The organism is Streptomyces parvus (assembly GCF_014648875.1).
GTDB lineage: Bacteria > Actinomycetota > Actinomycetes > Streptomycetales > Streptomycetaceae > Streptomyces > Streptomyces parvus.
The window spans coordinates 428,100-446,770 of sequence record NZ_BMRY01000006.1; the positions used below are offsets into that span (position 1 = coordinate 428,100).

An 18,671-nucleotide genomic window follows, 5' to 3' on the forward strand; every position below is an offset into this window, starting at 1 on the left:
CTCACGGGGCCCGATACGCCTGCGGCCGGACCTTGCGCGGCAAGGTCCGGCCGGAGTCCCGATGTTGACGAAGTCGGTTGACCCGTCAGCCGAGGAGCGTGCTCAGCTCGACGTGCGGGAGACCGTGCGCCTCGGCCACCTCGCGGTAAACCACCTGTCCCTCATGGGTGTTGAGGCCCTTGGCCAGCGCGGCGTCGCGGCGCAGGGCGTCCGCCCAGCCACGGTTGGCGAGCTCCACGATGTAGGGAAGCGTCGCGTTGGTGAGCGCGTAGGTGGAGGTGTTCGGGACCGCGCCGGGCATGTTGGCGACGCAGTAGAAGACCGAGTCGTGGACCGGGAAGGTCGGCTCCGCGTGGGTCGTCGGACGCGAGTCCTCGAAGCAACCGCCCTGATCGATTGCAATGTCGACAAGTACACTTCCGGGCTTCATCTTGGCGACGAGCTCGTTGGTCACCAGCTTCGGGGCCTTGGCTCCGGGGATCAGCACGGCGCCGATGACGAGGTCGGCCTCGACGACGGCCTTCTCCAGCTCGAAGGCGTTGGAGACGACGGTCTTCACCTTGGTGCCGAAGATCTTGTCGGCCTCGCGGAGCTTGTTGATGTCGCGGTCGAGCAGCGTGACGTGGAAGCCGAGGCCCACGGCGATCTGCGTGGCGTTCCAGCCGGAGACGCCGCCGCCGATGACGACGGCCTCACCGGCGTGGGTGCCGGGGACGCCGCCGGGCAGCACGCCCCGGCCGCCGACCGAGCGCATCAGGTGGTACGCGCCGACCTGCGGGGCGAGGCGGCCCGCGACCTCGGACATCGGGGCGAGCAGCGGGAGCGCGCGGTTCGCGGTCTCGACCGTCTCGTAGGCGATGGCGGTGGTGCCGGAGGCCAGCAGCGCGTCGGTGCACTCGCGGGAGGCCGCGAGGTGCAGGTAGGTGAAGAGCGTCTGGTCCTTGCGGAGGCGGTGGTACTCCTCGGCGACCGGCTCCTTGACCTTCAGCAGCAGGTCGGCGGCGGCCCAGACCTCGTCGGCGGTGGCCAGGATCTGGGCGCCGGCGGCGACGTACTCGGCGTCGGGGATGGACGAGCCGACGCCGGCGTCGTGCTCGATGACGACCTGGTGGCCGTGGCGGACGAGCTCATGCACTCCGGCGGGGGTGATCGCCACCCGGAACTCGTTGTTCTTGACTTCGCGGGGGATGCCGACCTTCACGTCGATCACGGTCCTTGGCTCGGAGGGTCACCCGGGCACAACGGTGCACACCCGGACATATACAGCATAAATGGAGACGCCACGGAGGAACGCGGCAGAGCCAGTCTAATGAAGGACTTCGCGCTGTCTAGCCTTACAAAGCATTAATTTTCTGTCGAAGCACTACGGATTTCGTAGGCTGAGGCCTCCTCGCCCAGCAATCTATCGGCTGCGCTCCGGTGCAACCGGGCCGCCGCGGGATCCCCGAGCCGGTCCAGCGTGTCCGCCAGCCGCAGCTGGAGCGCGGCCTGAAGCCGCACGTCACCGGCGCTCCGGGCCAGCTCGACGGCCTCCCGGCAGGTCTGGAGCGAGTCGTGCGGCCGGCCCGCGTACTCCTGGACCCGGGCGGCTTCACTGAGCGAGCGCGCCTGGGCCGCCGGGTCGCCGAGCCTGCGGTGGCCGGAGGCGGCGGCGCGCCAGTTCCGCAGGGCCTCGCCGTAGCGCCCGGCGTACGTGTGGACCGCCCCGAGCCGTCCGTAGAGCCGGGCCTCGTCGGCCCGCTCCCCCTGGGTGAGGCGCTGGGCGAGCGCCCGGCCGTACCAGTCGGCGGCCCGGTGGTAGTCCCCCAGCTCCTCGTACGCGCCGCCTACGGATTCCATCGCGCGGCCGGTGGCGTACAGGTCCTTCGCGGCCTTTCCGGCGTCCAGCGCGGCCCGGTAGCGGGTCAGCGCCTCCCGGGTGCGGCCGGTGCGGGCGTCCAGGTCGGCCAGGTTCAGCAGGGCGGCGGCCTGTTCACGGGGCAGCTCGCGGCGGCGCGCCACGTCCAGCACGAGACCGTGCAGCCCGTACAGCTCGGGGGCGGCCTCCTCGGTGCCCCGGTGCGCGGCCAGCGCCCGCACCAGGGCCGCGACCAGGCGGCGCGCCAGGGTGTCCAGCTCGCCGTCGGCCACGGCGAGCCGGGCCGAGGCGAGCAGGGCGGGCTGCCGGACCCGCAGCCAGGCGCCCGCCTCCTCGGCGTTCGGGAAGCGCAGCGAGCGGGGCAGTCCGGCGACCTTGCCGCGGGCGGTCGACCCCTCGGGCTCGGCGATCGCGCGGCAGGCCTGGAGGCGGCGCACGGTCCGCTCCAGCATCCGGGCGCGGGCGAGCTGGATCTCGGCCGGGCGGTCCCGGTCCTCCAGGAGGGCCCGCAGCATCGGGGAGAGGCAGCCGGGCACCGCGTACTGGGGGTGGGCCGCGCCGTCCGTCCGCAGCAGCCCGAGCTTCACGAAGTCGTCGAGGGTGGCGCGGGCGGCGGAGACCGAGCAGCCGGCCAGCGCGGAGGCGGTGTGGGCGTCGGCGAGTCCGGCGGGGGCGAGGGCCAGCAGGCGCAGTATCCGGGCGGCGGTCTGCGGCAGGGAGTCGTGGACGAGCCGGAAGGCGCGCGCAAGCGGGCGGGCGCCGACGGGCTGCTGTTCGTCGGGGTCGGGCAGCTCGCGCAACTGCCCCGTGACATCGGCGACGGAGGTCATGGGGTGGGCGGCGAGCAGGCCGCCCACCAGGGCGAGCGCCGCGGGCTGTCCCCCGCACTCCTCGGCCAGCCGCTCCGCGGTGCGGGGGTCGACGGTGATGCGGACCTGGCCGATGGCGCGGGCCAGCAGCCGCACCGCCGCGCCCTTCTCCAGCCCTCCGAGGGTGCAGGGCCGGACGTCGGGGATGCCGGTCAGCGGCCCGGTCGCGGTGGCGAGGACCAGGCAGTCGGGGTTCTCCGGGAGCAGCGGGTCGACCTGTTCGGCGTCGGCCGCGTCGTCGAGGACCAGGACGAGGCGGCGCCCGGCCAGGGCCTCGCGGACCAGCTCGGACAGCTCGTCCTGGTCGGCGCCGGGCGGGACCGCGATCCCGAGGAGGCCGAGGATCTCGCCGGCGGTGCGTTCGGTGGGGACCCGCTCGCCGTCGGGGTCGGTGAGACCGACCCGCAGCACCCCGTCGGGGTAGTCGCCGGAGCCCGTGCCCGCGACGGCCCAGGGCAGGGCGCCCGTGGCGGCCCGGGCGGCCTGGGCGGTGTCGGTGCCGGCGAGCGCCCCGGCCAGCTCCTCGGCGAGTGCGCTGCGGCCGGAGCCGGGGCGGCCCGCGATGAGCAGGACCCGGGCGCGGGGGGCCTTGCGGCCGGCCAGGGTGTCCAGGCCGGCGCGCTCGATGTCCGCCCGGAGATCCTTCAACTCCCGTTCGCGTCCGAAGAATCGGGGTGGGGCGGCGCCGGACGGCTCCTCGGCCCCCGGGGCCCCCGGGGCCTTCGCCGGGCCGCTGGTGTCCACCGCCTGATCGGTCACGAGCCACGCTCCACTTCGCTGCGCGCGATGCCCGCCGGAACTCCGGTCGGGCGCGGTTCGAGCGTAGTTCAGCAGCGGGGACGATCACTGCGGAGCGAGGCGGGGCCGACCCCGATATCCCTCGATCGGATCAGCTTTTCTTCATTTCGTACGACCGGGAGGGCCGGGGCGGCGGACGGACCGTCAGGCCTCGAAGGGCCGGGCCGGCCACGGTGCTTCGGCCGGGCGCAGCGAGCCGACGCCGTCGCCCGCGCGGACGGCGGTGAGCGCGAGCACCCCGACGACGAGGCAGTTGTTGTGCAGGTCCCCCGCGACGACCGAGCGGACCAGCTCGTCCAGCGGCACCCGGGCCTGCTCCATGTCGGCCTCCTCCTCCGCGACCGCGTACCGCTCGCCCTCCGCCTCGGAGAGATCCCGGGCCAGGAAGATCCGCACGGCCTCGTCGCAGCCGCCGGGCGTGGTGTAGACGTCGGTCAGCACCCGCCAGTCCTCGGCCTTGACGTGCGCCTCCTCGTACAGCTCGCGCTGGGCGGCGTGCAGGGGGTTCTCGCCGGGGATGTCGAGCAGTCCGGCCGGGATCTCCCAGAGCCGGTGGCGTACCGGGTGGCGGTACTGGCGCAGTACGAGGACCCGGTCCTCGTCGTCGATCGCGAGCACGGCGACGGAGCCCGGGTGGACCTGGTAGTCACGGCCGTGGACGGAGCCGTCGGGCATCACCACCTGGTCGGTGCGGACGCTGGTCTTGTTGCCGGTGAAGGGCGTCACCGTCGCGGTGACCTGCCACTCCTCGGGCGTGTCCTGGATACCCATGTACCTACGTCCTCCCACGAACCAAAAGGAAACCGGGGCACCGATCCGATTCGGATCCGTACCCCGGTCAACCGTAATGCCTCGGTGTTACGCGTCCGCGCCCTCCGCGGCGGCGACCTGGCGCGCGACGGCGGCCTTCACCAGACCCGCGAAGAGCGGGTGCGGGCGGGTCGGGCGCGAGCGCAGCTCCGGGTGCGCCTGGGTGGCGACCAGGTAGGGGTGGACCTCGCGCGGGTACTCGACGTACTCGACGAGCTTGTTGTCCGGGGAGGTGCCGGAGAAGACCAGTCCGGCCTTCTTCTCCAGCTCGGCGCGGTAGCCGTTGTTGACCTCGTAGCGGTGACGGTGGCGCTCCTCGACGTACGGCTCGCCCGCGTAGGCCTCCCGCACGACGGAGCCCTCGGCGAGCTTGGCCGGGTAGAGGCCGAGCCGCATGGTGCCGCCGAGGTCGCCCGCGCCCTCGACGTACGCGAGCTGCTCCTCCATCGTCGAGATGACGGGGTGGGAGGTGGCGGCGTCGAACTCGGTGGAGTTGGCGTCGGGGATCTCGGCGAGGTTGCGCGCCGCCTCGATCACGATGCACTGGAGGCCGAGGCAGAGGCCGAGCAGCGGGACCTTGTTCTCGCGGGCGAAGCGGATGGCGCCGACCTTGCCGTCGACACCGCGCTCGCCGAAGCCGCCCGGGATGCAGATCGCGTCCACGTCGCCGAGGTGCTCGGCCGCTCCGGCTGCGGTGCGGCAGTCGTCGGAGGTGACCCACTTGACCTTGACGCGGGCCTTGTTGGCGAAGCCGCCGGCGCGGATCGCCTCGGTGACCGACAGATACGCGTCGGGCAGGTCGATGTACTTGCCGACCAGAGCGACGGTGACCTCGTGGTCGGGGTTGTGGACCCGGTCCAGCAGGTCGTCCCAGGTGGTCCAGTCGACGTCGCGGAACGGCAGGTCGAGCTTGCGCACGACGTAGGCGTCCAGGCCCTCGGTGTGCAGCACCTTGGGGATGTCGTAGATCGACTTGGCGTCGATGGCGGCGACCACGGCGGCCTCGTCGACGTCGCACATCAGCGAGATCTTGCGCTTGATGGCGGTGGGGACCTCGCGGTCGGCGCGCAGCACGATGGCGTCCGGCTGGATACCGATGTTGCGGAGGGCGGCGACCGAGTGCTGGGTGGGCTTGGTCTTCAGCTCGCCGGAGGGGCCGATGTAGGGCAGCAGCGAGATGTGCACGACGAAGACGTTGTCGCGGCCGACCTCGTGGCGGACCTGGCGGACGGTCTCCAGGAACGGCAGCGACTCGATGTCGCCGACCGTGCCGCCGACCTCGGTGATGACGACGTCCACGTCGTCGGTGGCCATGCGGCGGATGCGGTGCTTGATCTCGTTGGTGATGTGCGGGATGACCTGGACGGTGTCGCCGAGGTACTCGCCGCGCCGCTCCTTGGCGATGACCTGGGAGTAGACCTGGCCGGTCGTCACGTTGGCGGAGCCGTCGAGGTCGACGTCGAGGAAGCGCTCGTAGTGGCCGATGTCCAGGTCGGTCTCGGCGCCGTCGTTGGTGACGAACACCTCACCGTGCTGGAACGGGTTCATCGTGCCGGGGTCGACGTTGAGGTAGGGGTCGAGCTTCTGCATGGTGACCCGCAGGCCCCGTGCCTTGAGCAGGGCACCCAGGCTGGAGGCAGTCAGACCCTTGCCGAGGGAGGAGGCGACACCCCCGGTGACGAAGATGTGCTTGGTCGTCGTGGATGTGGGCTGCATAGCCAAAGGGGGCTCCCGTGGTCGCGATTCTGAGGTGCGTACGGCAGCCGAACCGGGGATTCCGGGGGTGCCGACGCTGCGGTTCGGGGGCCTCGTCCGCTGTCAGAGACGACCACCGTCCACGGGCTACCAGGGTAACAGCGACGGCGGGAGGCTGCTTCCGGCCACACCCTGCACAAGGGCGTCACACCATCACCTCAGGCATTTCACGTCCCACCCGATCAGCTCAGAGATCTTGCGGACACCGTCGCGCGGATCTTCATCGTGCGTCGTATCCTGCTCAAACACTCGCTGCCGAGACGGCCGGGGCGGCGGCACCACCCAGGCCGCCCACCGGTACAGGAACTCGTCGGATCTTCCCGGGTGAAAGACCCTACGACCCCCTTGACCCGCAGTAAGCGCCCTTTGACGGGGCGACATGGCCGTTCGACTGGAGACGCACGTGGCCGGGCGCATCGAGGATTACGCACTCATCGGAGACATGCAGACCGCCGCCCTGGTCTGCCGGGACGGCACAGCGGACTGGCTGTGCCTCCCCCGCTTCGACTCGCACGCCGCCTTCGCGGGGCTGCTGGGCACCGAGGAGCACGGCTTCTGGCGCCTGGGCCCCGCGAGAGCGGAGGGAACAGAACCAGCCTCCGCCGACCGGCGGCGATACCGCGGCGACTCCCTCATCCTTGAATCGGAGTGGGACACACCGCGCGGCACCGTACGGGTGACCGATTTCATGCCCCCGCGTGACGGCGCGCCCCAGCTCATCCGGATCGTGGAGGGTGTCAGCGGCCGGGTGCCGATGCGCTCGGAGCTGCGGATGCGGTTCAGCTACGGCCGGGTGACGCCGTGGGTGCACAAGGTCGACAACCGTACGGTCGCGGTCGCCGGCCCGGATTCGGTCTGGCTGGACACCGAAGCGGAAACGTATGGCCAGAATCTGACGACGTACTCCGACTTCACGGTGGGCCCCGGCGACCGGGTGGCGTTCACGATCAGCTGGCAGCCCTCGCACCACGAGCCGCCCGCCCTCCCCGAGCCGGAGAACTCGCTTGAGGCGACGGAGAACTTCTGGCGCGAATGGGTCGAGCAGTGCACGTACCACGGGCCCTACCGGGAGGCGGTCGTCCGCTCCCTGATCACGCTCAAGGCCCTCACGTACGCGCCGACCGGCGGCATCGTCGCCGCGCCGACGACGTCGCTGCCCGAGGAGATCGGGGGCGTACGGAACTGGGACTACCGCTACACCTGGCTGCGGGACGCCGCGATCACCCTCTCCTCGCTGCTGCGCACCGGCTACCGGGAAGAGGCCAGGGCGTGGCGCGAGTGGCTGCTGCGGGCGGTGGCGGGCGACCCGGAGAACCTCCAGATCATGTACGGCATCGCCGGTGAGCGCGAGCTGGGCGAGGCGGAGCTGGACTGGCTGCCCGGTTACGAGAACTCCACCCCGGTCCGGGTCGGCAACGGCGCCGCCAACCAGCTCCAGCTGGATGTGTACGGCGAGGTCACCGAGGCGCTGCACCTGGCGCACATGACGGGCCTGACCCGCAACGACTACGCCATGGGCCTCCAGCTGAAGCTGATCGAGTATCTGGAGAAGCACTGGGAGGAGCCCGACGAGGGCATCTGGGAGGTGCGCGGGCCGCGCCGCCACTTCGTGCACTCCAAGGTGATGGCGTGGGTCGCGGTCGACCGGACGATCAAGCTGGTCGAGTCCGGTGACGTGGAGGGCCCGCTGGAGCGGTGGTACGAGCTCCGCGACGACATCCACCGGGACGTCTGCGAGCGCGGCTACGACAGGGAGCGCAACACCTTCACCCAGTCCTACGGGTCGAAGGAGCTGGACGCCTCCCTGCTGCTCATCCCGCAGATGGGCTTCCTGCCGCCGGACGACAAGCGGGTCATCGGCACGATCGAGGCGATCCAGCGGGAGCTGTCCACGGAGGACGGCTTCATCCTGCGCTATCCCACCGAGGGCGAGGACGCGGGCGTCGACGGTCTGGAGGGCGACGAGGGCGCGTTCCTGGCCTGCTCGTTCTGGATGGCGGACGACCTGGCGATGATCGGCCGGGTCGACGAGGCGCGCCAGCTGTTCGAGAAGCTGCTGTCGCTCCGCAACGACCTGGGTCTGCTGGCCGAGGAGTGGGACTCGAACCTCCAGCGCCAGGTGGGGAACTTCCCGCAGGCGTTCAGCCACGTCCCGCTGATCGACACGGCCCTGCGGCTGACGGCCAGCGGCGCGTACGTGGGCTGAGGCTGCGGCGTGACCGAACCGCCCGTCGCGCCCCTCACGGTGCGGTGGGCGGTTCGGCTGTGTAGGCCCGGTGGAGCGTCCGGAGGAAGTGCGGCGCGGCGGGCAGCTCGGTGGAGCCGATGCGGTGGACGGGGATGCCCGGGGTCCAGGAGTTCATGACGGCCGCGCCGGCGAGTGCGGGCAGGTCGGCCGGGGTGACCGGGGCGACCCGCTGGCCGATGCCGAGCGCCTCCAGTTGCCTGCGGACGATACCCAGCGTCGTACCGGTCAGGATCCGGGCCGCGGGCCACACCACCGCTTCGCCGTCCCAGAACACCAGGTTCCAGATGGTCGCCTCGCTGAAGCGGCCCTCCCGGTCCAGGAAGGCGGCGTCGTCGAATCCGTCGGCGACGGCCTGCCGGAGCAGGTGTGTCTTGGCCACCTCGCCGACGTGCTTGATGTGCGGCAGGAACCGTTCGTGTTCCACGGCCGCCAGGGCGAGCGGGCCGTCGGGGCCGGACGACGGCGGTCCGGTCCGCACCAGGAGGGTCGGGTCGCCGTCGGGCGCGGCGAACTCGCCCGCCGTGGAGAACACCGTGGCCGTCAGCGACATGTCGGCCGGTCCGTCCTGAAGTGCTGCACGGAGGTGGCCGCGCACCACGTCCTCGGGCAGGGCCCGGCCGAACAGTTCCACCGACGCGGACCGCAGCCGCTCCAGATGGAGGTCCAGGCCCCGGATCCGCCCGTCGCGGATCTGCGCGGCGGTGAAGTGGGCATGGCCCGAGAAGGCGAGCGGCGCCAAGTCGTCGGTGGTCGCCGGCCGGCCATCGAGGTGCGCGGTGTACGGGATGTGCGGGGAATCTTCGTTCATGGCCGGGACGTTAGAGCCTGACACCGGTGTCAAGGTCAAGCGTCGAGGGTGGGGATCCATGCTGATCGGGGAGTTGTCCCGGCGGACGGGCGTCAGCGCGCGGTCGTTGCGGTACTACGAGGCGCAGGGGCTGCTGGAGGCGCGGCGGGGGACGAACGGCTATCGCGCGTACGACGAGGACGCGGTCGCCTCCGTGCGGAAGATCCGGGCGCTGCTGCGGGCCGGGCTCTCCACCGGGGTGATCCGTCAGGTGCTGCCGTGTGCCCGGGGCGAGCAGGCGGGCTTCGACTGGTGTGCGGAGCTGCGGGCGATCCTGGACGGCGAGCTGGCGGACCTGGACGAGCAGATCGAGGCGTTGCGGCGGAGCCGGGGCGCGCTGGTGGGGCTGCTGGCCGAGCGGTGAGCCCCGTCCCGGCCCCGGGGCGTCCGGGGCCGGGTGGTCGCGCTCACTCGAAGGCCGCTGCCGCCTCCTTGAGCGCGGCGGCCACCGCCTCCGGTGCGTCGGGGCCGGGCTCGCCGGGGGTGTAGGTGACCGAGCGCAGGACGCCCCCGTAGCGGAAGGTCCGGTGGCGCTCGAACAGGGGCCAGGAGACCGGGGACTTGCGGTCGGCCCCGATGCTGATGCCCTGGAACGGGGCCATGCCGATGAGCTGGTGGACGCTGGGGGGCGTGGCCCTCACCTCGCCGTCGACGCCGACCGTGAACGACCAGCGCAGGCCCTTCTCGGCCGTGGCGGTAAGGGCGATGACATGTGCGCCCGGTGTGAGGGGTCCGGCGTCGGTCTCGTGCAGGACGCCGTATTCGTTGTACGCGAGGTGGAGCCGTCCGCCCTCGACGTACAGGCTGTAGCCGCCGCCCTGGTCGCCGTGCGAGACGAGGACCCCCTCCCCCGTCTCGTCGATGACGACGGTGATCTCGAAGGAGCGCAGCGCGATGAGCCGGGAGGAGCGGTAGCGCTCCAGCTCCGGGGTGCCGGACAGCAGGGTCAGTGGGCGGGCGAGGCGTTGTTCGGTGGGGTTGCGGCGGTCGAGGGCTCCGCTGCCGTCGGGGAGCGGGAAGACGCCGTTGCGCCAGGCGGCCGCCTCCCAGGCCTCGGACAACTCCTTGACCAGGTCGGGGCGTTCGGCGGCGAGGTCGTGGATCTCGGTGGGGTCGGTGCGGATGTCGTACAGCGCCCACTCGGAGTCGTCGTAGGGCGCGCCGGGGCGGTGGAGGGTGACGAGTTTGTGGCCGCCCCGGTAGTAGCTGCGGTTGCCGGTCATCTCGCAGTACTGCTCGGGGTGGGTGGAGGCGTGGCCGGTGTCGGCGAGTACGGGGGCGAAGCTGACGCCGTCCGGTTCCTGGAGGGTGACGCCGCGCCGCTGGGCCGGGCGGTCGAGGCCGGCGAGCCGCAGCAGGGTGGGCATGATGTCGGTGACGTACTGGTACTGGGGCCGGACCCCCGGGTCGAGCAGGCCCTCGCGGGCCCCCCGGGGCCAGGACAGGACGAACGGGACGCGGACCCCGCCGGCGTAGGTGTGGCCCTTGTAGAGCCGGAAGGGGGTGTTGGAGGCCATGCCCCAGCCGCGCGGGTAGTGGACGAGGCTGCGCGGGCCGCCGATGAGTTCGGGGTCGCGGTCGACGTCGGGGGTCCAGTCGCCGGGGAGGGCGGGGTGGTGGACGAAGCGGCTGAAGTAGGAGCGGGTGCCTTCCGGGCCGCCTTCGCCGGTGCCGCCGTTGTCGGAGGTGAAGACGATGATGGTGTTGTCGAGTTCGCCGAGCGCTTCGAGGGTGTCGGTGAGCCGGGCGAGGTTCTGGTCGATGTTGTCGACGAGCGCCGCGTACACCTCCATGTAGCGGGCGTAGAGCTTCTGTTGCTCCGGGGTGAGGCTGTCCCAGGCGGGGACGTCGAGTCCGGCCTCGCTGTTGCGGTCGGGCAGTTCGGTGCCGGGCGGGAGGAGTCCGGCGGCGAGCTGGGCGGCGAAGCGGCGTTCCCGCAGGACGTCCCAGCCCTCGTCGTAGCGGCCCCGGTGGCGGGCGATGTCCTCGGGCTTGGCCTGGAGCGGGCCGTGGACGGCGTTGTGGGCGAGGTAGAGGAGGAACGGCTTGTCGGGGTCGTGGGCGCGGAGCGACTTCACCATGGAGATCGCCTGGTCGGTGATGTCGTCGGTGTAGTAGTAGTCGTCGGCGAAGTCGTCGATGTCCAGCGGGCTGTTGTCGCGGACCAGTTGGTGCGGGTGGAAGAGGCTGGTGAGGCCTTCGAGGACGCCGTAGTACTGGTCGAAGCCCTTGTTCAGGGGCCAGTTGGCCCGGTCGTCGGCGGCGTTGGAGGCGGAGTCGCGGACCAGGTGCCATTTGCCGACGGCGTAGGTGGCGTAGCCGTTGTCGTGGAGCAGTTCGGCGAGGGTGGGGATGTCGTCGGCGATCTCCATGCCGTAACCGGGGAAGCCCGGGTCGGAGTTGGCGACCATGGAGTAGCCGACGCGGTGCGGGTTGAGGCCGGTGAGCAGGGCGGCGCGGGCCGGGGAGCAGAGCGGCATGGTGTGGTAGTTGCTGAGCCGTACGCCGGCCTCGGCGAGCGCGTCGAGGGTGGGGGTGGCGATCTCGGAGCCGAAGGGGCCGATGTCGCTGTAGCCCATGTCGTCGACGAGGACGACGACGATGTTGGGGGCTTTGGCGTCCGGGGTGGGGCGCTGCGGCCAGGAGGGTTCGGACTCGGCGAAGGTGCGGCCGATCCGGCCGGGGAAGCCGTCGTAGGGGTCGCGGCGGGTCGGGGTGGCGGTCATCGGCTGGGCTCTCCGTCGTTGCTGGGGTGGTCATCCGGTACGGGGAAGAGGCGGGCGAGTTCGTCGGCGACGGCGGTGAGCTGTGCGCGCCCCGGGGTGGCCGGTGAAGGCGGCGATCTGGAGGAGGGTGGAGTCGCCCCGGATCGTGGGCAGCTCGGTGTCGAGAAGGCCGGGGACGATCCGGCGGACGGCGTCGGCCGCTGCCGGTTGAGGCTGTCGAACATCACCATGACGGCCTTCACGCGGTGGCCCCTTCAGCTGTCGTGTGGCCCGGTAGCAGCTCGCGGGCGCGGCGGAAGCCGCCGTGTCCGGTCGAGGAGTCGGGAGAGTTGTGGGAGCGGGCTGCGACCCGGTAGCGGTTGCAGTAGGAGGCGTGGCAGAGGTAGGAGCCGCCCCGGATGACGCGTTCGCCGGGCCCGAAGGCGTCCGCGCACCACTCCCAGACGTTGCCGGAGGTGTTGTGGAGCCCGTAGCCGTTGGGTTCGTACGCGGTGACGGGCACGGTGCCGGTGCGGCCGCCGGGCCGGGCCGAGCGGTGCGGGAAGCGGCCGAGCCAGGTGTTGCACATCTCGCGGCCGCCGGGCGTGAAGTCGTCGCCCCACGGATAGCGCGCCCCGGCCAGGCCGCCGCGCGCCGCGTACTCCCATTCCGCCTCGGTGGGCAGCCGGGTCCCGGTCCAGTCGCAGTAGGCGAGGGCGTCGTCGTACGAGATGTGCACGACGGGGTGGTCGGCCCGGTCCGCGAGGTCGGAGCCGGGCCCCTCCGGCGCGTCCCAGGTCGCGCCCGCGACACCGAGCCACCAGGGCGCGCCGGGCACCCGCCCGAGGATGTGGCGCTCGGCGGCCTTCGGGTGGACCAGCAGGTGGAAGACGTAACTGCTGCCGTGGCGTTCGGCGTCGGTGCGGTAGCCGGTGGCGGCGGCGAAGGCAGCCCAGTCGGTGTTGGTGACGGCGGTGGTGTCGATGGCGAAGGGGGCGACGATGACGTCCCGTACGGGCCCTTCCCGGTCGGCGTGGCAGCCCTCGCCGAAGGCGTCGCCCATCCGGAAGGTGCCGCCCGGGAGTTCGGCCATCACGCCTCTCGTGGTGGTGGCGGCCGGTCGGCGTACCGCCGGGATCGGCAGGACGGCCGTCGCGGACGCCCCTCCCGTGCAGGCGCGTCCGGGCGCGCAGCACGCGCTCATGCGAGTGCCTCGGCCTTCCGGGGTGTGTGCTGTACGGGTACGGGCTCGGGTGCCGCCGCCAGCAGGGCCCGGGTGTACGGGTCCTGGGGGTGTTCGCAGACCTCGTCGGCGCTGCCGCTCTCCACGATCCGGCCCCGGTGCATGACCGCGATGCGGTGGCTGACCTGGCGGACGACGGCGAGGTCGTGGGCGATGAAGACGAGGGCGAGGCCCAGGTCCCGCTGGAGGTCGGTGAGCAGGCCGACGATCTGCGCCTGGACCGAGACGTCGAGCGCGGAGACCGGTTCGTCGCAGATGAGGACGGACGGGCCGGGGGCGAGCGCCCGGGCGATCCCGATCCGCTGGCGCTGGCCGCCGGAGAACGCGCGCGGGTGCCGGTCGGCCACGGCCGGGTCGAGACCGGCGAGGGTGAGCAGCTCGGCGACCCGGGCCGCCCGCTCGTCCCGGTCGCCGAGGCCGAAGGCGATGAGCGGCTCGGCGACGATCTGCCCGACGGTCATGCGGGGGTTGAGGGAGGCGTAGGGGTCCTGGAACACCATCTGGACCTGCCGGCGCACCGCGTGCAGCGCCCGCCGCGAGGGCCGGGTGACGTCCTCGCCGCGCAGCCGCAGCGTGCCGCCGTCCGAGGGGTGGGCGTGGGCGAGGACCCGGGCGAGGGTCGACTTGCCGGAGCCCGACTCCCCGACGATGCCCAGGGTCTCCCCCTCGGCCAGGGTCAGCGACACCCGGTCCAGCGCGGTGAACCCGGCCCCACGGACGCCGCGCCGCCGGTACGTCTTGACGAGCCCCTCCGCCTCCAGGACCACGGCCCCGGGCGCGGGCCGGTCGATCCGGGCGGGCGGCGGGGGCGCGGGCAGTGGTTCGGTGCGCCCGGCGGCGGGCAGGCAGGCGGCCCGCACCCCGTCGGTCAGCTCGACGAGCGGCGGCGTCCCCGTACGGCAGCGGTCCTCGGCGAGCGTGCAGCGCGCCGCGAACGCGCAGCCGTCGCCGAGCAGCGCGAGGTCGGGCGGGCTGCCGGGGATGCCGGTGAGCCGGGTGCCGGAGGGGGCGGAGAGCCGGGGCACGGCGGCGAGGAGGCCTGCGGTGTACGGGTGGCGGGGTCGGGTGAGCACTTCGGCGGTGGGCCCGTCCTCCACGACGGTGCCGCCGTACATGACGAGGACGCGTGCGCAGGAGCGGGCGACGACGCCCATGTTGTGGGTGATGAGGACGAGTGCGGTGCCGGTCTCGCGGTTGAGGTCGGCGAGGAGGGTGAGGATCTGCTCCTGGACGGTGGCGTCGAGTGCGGTGGTGGGTTCGTCGGCGAGCAGGATGTCGGGTTCGCCGGCGAGGGCCATGGCGATGAGGATGCGCTGGCGCTGGCCGCCGGAGAACTGGTGCGGGTGGTCGTCGATACGCCGGTGGGGTTCGGGGATGCCGACCCGGTCGAGGAGGTCGACGGCGCGGGCCCGGCGGGCGGCTCGGTCGCGTTCCCCATGGGCTCGCAGCACCTCGTCCAGGTGGCGGCCGACGCTGAGCACCGGGTTCAGCGCCGTCATCGGGTCCTGGAAGATCATGCCGATGCGCGCGCCGCGCACCGCACGCAGCTCCTCGTCGGTGGCGGCGGCGAGGTCCTGGCCGTCCAGGAGGACGGAGCCGGTGGTGATGCGGCCGGTGCCCGGGAGCATCCGGGTCAGGGCGAGCGCGGTGGTGGACTTGCCCGAGCCGGACTCGCCGACGACGGCGAGCGTCTCGCCCCGGCGCAGGGTGAAGGAGAGGCCGCGCACGGCGTGCAGGGGCGAGCCGTCGGGACCGGTGAAGTCGACGCCGAGGCCGCGGACTTCGAGGAGGGGGCGGGGCGGCCGCGGGGAGGCGGGGTCCGGTGCGGTCATCGGCGTGTCTCCCGGTTGAGCGCCTCGGCGATGAGCGAGAGTCCGAGGACGAGCGCGGTCACGGTGATCAGCGGCCCGGCGGCGAAGTGCGGGGCCTGGTCGAGGTAGGGCATCGACTGGCTCAGGACGGAGCCGAGCGTCGGCTCGGGCGGCCGGACGCCGACGCCGAGGAAGCTCATGGCGCCCTCGATGAAGACGGCGACGGTCAGCGACACGGCGATCTGGACGATCAGCGGGTCGGCGGCGTTGGGCAGGATGTGCCGGACGAGCACCCGGGGGCCCGAACTGCCGCCGACCCGGGCGGCGGTGACGTACTCCCGCTCCCGCTGCACGAGGATCCCGCCGCGCAGCAGCCGTCCGAACGCCGGGATCTCGGCGAGCGCGATGACCAGGACGACGGGCAGCCGGCCGGGGCCGAGGATCGCGGTGACGGCGAGCGCGAGGATCAGGCCCGGGAAGGCCAGGATGAGGTCGAAGACCCGCTGCACGAGGGTGTCGGCGACCGGGTGGGCCGCCGCTGCCAGGGCGAACAGGCAGCCGAGGGCCGCGCCGAGGGGAACGGCGATCGCGATGATCCCGAGGTCGGCGCGGATGCCGTACAGCACCCGGCTGAGCAGGTCGCGGCCGAGGTCGTCGGTGCCGAGCGGGTGGCCGGGCGTACCGAGGGCGGCGAGGCTCTGGCCGCTCTGGTCGGTGGGCCCGTGCCCGGCCAGGACCGGGGCGAGCAGCCCGGCGAGGACCACCACGCCGACGAGGACGAGGCCGGTGCGGGCGCGGGCGGTGGAGAGGGCGGCGCGGTAGGGGTGGCGGGGGCGTACGGCCTTGCGCGCGCCCACGGGTTTCCGCAGGCTGTCGGGCAGGGCCTCCGGGGACGCCGGGGCGAGGTCGGGGGTCGGGGTCATGGCGGTCACTCCCACCTGATCCGGGGGTCGAGCCAGGCGTGGACGAGGTCGGTGAGCAGTTGGACGACGACGAAGGCGGCGACCAGGAGGAGCAGCAGGTCCTGGACGACGGGGTAGTCGCGGCGCTGGAGGCCCTGTTCGGCGAGCTGGCCGAGGCCCGGCCAGGCGAAGATCGCCTCGACCAGGACGGCTCCGCCGAGCAGGTGCCCGGTCTGCATGCCGAGCAGGGTGACGACGGGCGGGAGGGCGCCCGGCAGCGCGTGCCGCCACAGCAGCCGGCGCGGGGCGATACCGGCGGCCGTGGCAGTGCGGATGCAGTCCTCGGCGAGCGCGCGTTCGATCCCGTCCTTGAGGTAGCGGCCGAGGACGGCGGCACTGGGCAGGGCGAGGCAGAGCGCGGGCAGCAGCAGGTACTGCGCCGCGAGGTCGGGGGCGTCGAAAAAGGCCACCCGGCCGCCCGGCGGCAGGACGCCGAGGACCACGGCGAACAGCACCACGAGGAGCACTCCGCTGACGAACGGCGGCGCGGCGAGCGCGGCGGTCGTGGTGACCCGGATCGCGCTGCGGATCCAGCGGCTGCGGGAGGTGGCCCCGAGGATACCGAAGGCCGTACCGAGCAGGATGACGAACAGCAGCGCGGCCAGGGTCAGTTCGGTGGTGGCGCCGAGCCCGTCGCCGATCAGGTCGGAGACATCGCCGCCGATCGCGTACGAGGGTCCGAGGTCGCCGGTGAGCAGGGACCCGATCCAGTGGGCGTACTGGGAGAGGAGAGGTGCGTCGAGGCCGAGCCGGTCGCGGATCGCGGCGACGGTGGCCGGGGAGGCGTCGGGCCCGGCGAGGGAGGTCGCGGGGTCGCCGGGGACGAGCCGCAGGATCGCGAAGATGAGGAAGGAGGCGGCGAACAGGACGAGGAGGGCGGACGGCAGCCGCCTCAGCAAGTAGCTGCGCATGTCACACCAGGTAGGCGTCGTCGAGGTTGAGATAGGAGAACTTGTTCTGGGTGACGCCGTGCAGCCGGTCGGCGTTGACCTGGACCTGGCCGCGGACGACGAGGTCGATGATGAACGCCTCCTCCAGCAGGATGCCGGAGATCTTCTCGTGCAGGGTGTTGGCCCCGGCGACGCCCGACTCCGGCTTCGTCCATGCCTCCCGGACGACCTTCGTGTACGCCGCGGAGCGGTACTCGGAGGTGTTCTTGGCCTCGTTGAACGGGTACGCGCTCACCGCGAGGGTGGACGGCTGGACCTGGGCGAAGCCGTGGCCCATGGACCAGAGCGCGGGCATCTGCTGCGCGATCAGCTTCTTCTGCGCGGCGGCCCCGTCGGTCGGCTCCAGCGTGACGTGGACGCCGATCTGCTTGAGGTCGTACTGGATGGACTCGGCGATGGCGGTGTCGCCGGGCAACGCGATGTGGAGCAGCGGCAGTTCGAGCTTCCGGTGTCCTGCGGACCTCAGCAGCTCCCGGGCCTTGCCGGGGTTGTGGGTGTAGTGGGTGCGGTGCGCCTCGCTGAAGGCGGGCGAGGACTTGGGCCACGGTGCGGCCGAGGCGATGCCGTAGCCGCCGAGGGTCTGGGCGAGGAGCCGCTCCCGGTCGATGGCCCAGGCGAGGGCCTGGCGGACGGCCCGGTCGTTCAGCGGGGCGACGGTGGTGTTGACGCCGAGGTAGACGGCGCCGGCCCCGGTGTCGTAGTCGGTGATCTTCAGCCGGGGGTCGCTCTTGACGGTGCCGAGGCTCTTGCCGGGTACGTGGAAGGAGAGCTGGGACTGGCCGGAGCGCAGGGACGAGATCAGCGCGTCGGCCTGGGGTATGACGCGCAGTTCGACGCCGTCGAGGTAGGGGCGGTCCGGCTGCCAGTAGCGGTCGTTACGGGTCAGGGTCAGGCCGGAGCCGGGGCTCCACTTCTTCAGCCGGAACGGTCCGGTGCCGATGAGCTTCTTTCCGGTGACGGCGTCCTCGACGGTCTTCTCATCCGTGATGATCATGAATTCGAAGAGGTCGAAGAGGTTGTTCACGGGGTGGGCGAGCTTGAGGACCAGTTCGTGGTCGCCGCGCTTTTCGAACCCGGTGACCGCGGCGGCCGTGCTGCGCAACTGGGCTGCCCGGACGGGGTTCTGGAGGTTCTTCACGGCGAAGATCACGTCGTCGGCGGTGAAGGCCCGGCCGTCGTGGAAGGTCACGTCGTCGCGGAGGTTCAGCGTGATGCTGCGCCCGTCCTTCGCGTACGTCCAGGAGGTGGCGAGCTCCGGCTTCGGGGTGAGGTCGCCGTCGTAGCGGGTGAGGGTGTTGTAGATCAGCCGCTGCTGGAGGGACTGGCCGCTCTGGGCGAAGAGCAGGGCGGGGGTGAAGTCGGCGTTGATGGCGACGCTGAGGACACCTCCGCGCTTCGGAGCGGCGCCTGCCGCAGCCTTCTTCGGGTCGGACGAGGCCTCGGAGACCGCCGAGCGGCAGCCCGCCAGGCCCAGTCCGAGCAGCAGGGAGCCGCCACCCGCGGCACGCAGAGCGGTGCGACGGGAGGGGCCCCCGGCGGGCAGGGGCGAGAGCGGGGGCGAGGCGGGGAACAGCTCGGTCATGGGAAGCCTGCCTGTGAGTAATTAATTCCGCTGCGGGAGCAATTGATGCCCGGCGATGCGCAGGGGTACGGGGACGGCGTGGAGCAGCACGGGGGCGGCACGGGATCGGACGACCGACGAGTGACAGGCCGATCGCCTGCGGATCAGCGACGGACGTACGGGAAGCTCTCGGATCTCAGCGGACGCCGAAGCGCATGGTCACGGGTGCGCGAGGTCACGGGTACACGGGGCCC

The 18,671-nt window shown here is 72.3% G+C and carries 13 protein-coding genes; 2 read left to right on the forward strand and 11 right to left on the reverse strand.

The genetic code is table 11. The annotated features are described in order from the left end of the window. Positions 1 to 85 precede the first annotated feature (85 nt). From ald to pyrG, 4 genes are all read right to left on the reverse strand, one after another. Positions 86 to 1,201, reverse strand: a complete 1,116-nt coding sequence (ald, locus tag IE140_RS21210; RefSeq protein WP_032767585.1) for an alanine dehydrogenase — start codon at positions 1,199 to 1,201, stop codon at positions 86 to 88. Positions 1,202 to 1,344: 143 nt separating this feature from the next. Continuing rightward, positions 1,345 to 3,486, reverse strand: a complete 2,142-nt coding sequence (locus tag IE140_RS21215) for an ATP-binding protein (RefSeq protein ID WP_150197037.1) — start codon at positions 3,484 to 3,486, stop codon at positions 1,345 to 1,347. 183 nt (positions 3,487 to 3,669) lie between these two features. Next, the gene (locus tag IE140_RS21220; RefSeq protein WP_032775774.1) at positions 3,670 to 4,296 is read right to left on the reverse strand and encodes an NUDIX domain-containing protein; all 627 of its coding nucleotides are present in this window, start codon (positions 4,294 to 4,296) and stop codon (positions 3,670 to 3,672) included. Between the two features lie 87 nt (positions 4,297 to 4,383). Continuing rightward, positions 4,384 to 6,051 (reverse strand): CTP synthase, encoded by a 1,668-nt coding sequence (pyrG, locus tag IE140_RS21225; protein WP_109178068.1) that lies wholly within the window; start codon positions 6,049 to 6,051, stop codon positions 4,384 to 4,386. A gap of 418 nt (positions 6,052 to 6,469) precedes the next feature. Here pyrG and IE140_RS21230 point away from each other — a divergent pair, with 418 nt between their 5' ends. Further along, positions 6,470 to 8,296 carry a glycoside hydrolase family 15 protein gene (locus IE140_RS21230; protein WP_150197038.1) on the forward strand — a complete coding sequence of 609 codons (1,827 nt, stop codon included), beginning with the start codon at positions 6,470 to 6,472 and terminating at the stop codon, positions 8,294 to 8,296. 34 nt (positions 8,297 to 8,330) lie between these two features. Here IE140_RS21230 and IE140_RS21235 read toward each other — a convergent pair whose 3' ends face one another. Continuing rightward, positions 8,331 to 9,146: an aminotransferase class IV family protein gene (locus tag IE140_RS21235; RefSeq protein ID WP_150197039.1), complete on the reverse strand. Its 816-nt coding sequence runs from the start codon at positions 9,144 to 9,146 to the stop codon at positions 8,331 to 8,333. Positions 9,147 to 9,204: 58 nt separating this feature from the next. Between IE140_RS21235 and IE140_RS21240 the strand changes: the two genes are divergently transcribed. Next, positions 9,205 to 9,549 (forward strand): MerR family transcriptional regulator, encoded by a 345-nt coding sequence (locus tag IE140_RS21240; RefSeq protein ID WP_032775780.1) that lies wholly within the window; start codon positions 9,205 to 9,207, stop codon positions 9,547 to 9,549. Between the two features lie 43 nt (positions 9,550 to 9,592). Here the strand turns inward: IE140_RS21240 and IE140_RS21245 are convergent, their stop codons facing one another. From IE140_RS21245 to IE140_RS21270, 6 genes are all read right to left on the reverse strand, one after another. Next, positions 9,593 to 11,911, reverse strand: coding sequence for an arylsulfatase (locus tag IE140_RS21245; protein ID WP_150197040.1), 2,319 nt, complete (start codon positions 11,909 to 11,911; stop codon positions 9,593 to 9,595). 238 nt (positions 11,912 to 12,149) lie between these two features. Next, positions 12,150 to 13,094, reverse strand: a complete 945-nt coding sequence (locus IE140_RS21250) for a formylglycine-generating enzyme family protein (protein WP_229826858.1) — start codon at positions 13,092 to 13,094, stop codon at positions 12,150 to 12,152. Next, a complete protein-coding gene (locus IE140_RS21255; RefSeq protein ID WP_189460617.1) occupies positions 13,091 to 14,965 on the reverse strand; it encodes an ABC transporter ATP-binding protein in 1,875 nt (624 codons plus the stop codon). The genes IE140_RS21250 and IE140_RS21255 overlap by 4 nt, the downstream gene beginning before the upstream one ends. Further along, complete coding sequence (locus tag IE140_RS21260) at positions 14,962 to 15,867, reverse strand: ABC transporter permease (protein ID WP_189460620.1); 906 nt, start codon at positions 15,865 to 15,867, stop codon at positions 14,962 to 14,964. Before IE140_RS21260 ends, IE140_RS21255 begins: the two co-directional genes overlap by 4 nt. Positions 15,868 to 15,872: 5 nt before the next feature. Continuing rightward, positions 15,873 to 16,817 (reverse strand): ABC transporter permease, encoded by a 945-nt coding sequence (locus IE140_RS21265; RefSeq protein WP_150196931.1) that lies wholly within the window; start codon positions 16,815 to 16,817, stop codon positions 15,873 to 15,875. 1 nt (position 16,818) lies between these two features. Beyond that, a complete protein-coding gene (locus IE140_RS21270) occupies positions 16,819 to 18,438 on the reverse strand; it encodes an ABC transporter substrate-binding protein (protein ID WP_150196932.1) in 1,620 nt (539 codons plus the stop codon). Positions 18,439 to 18,671: the final 233 nt, after the last annotated feature.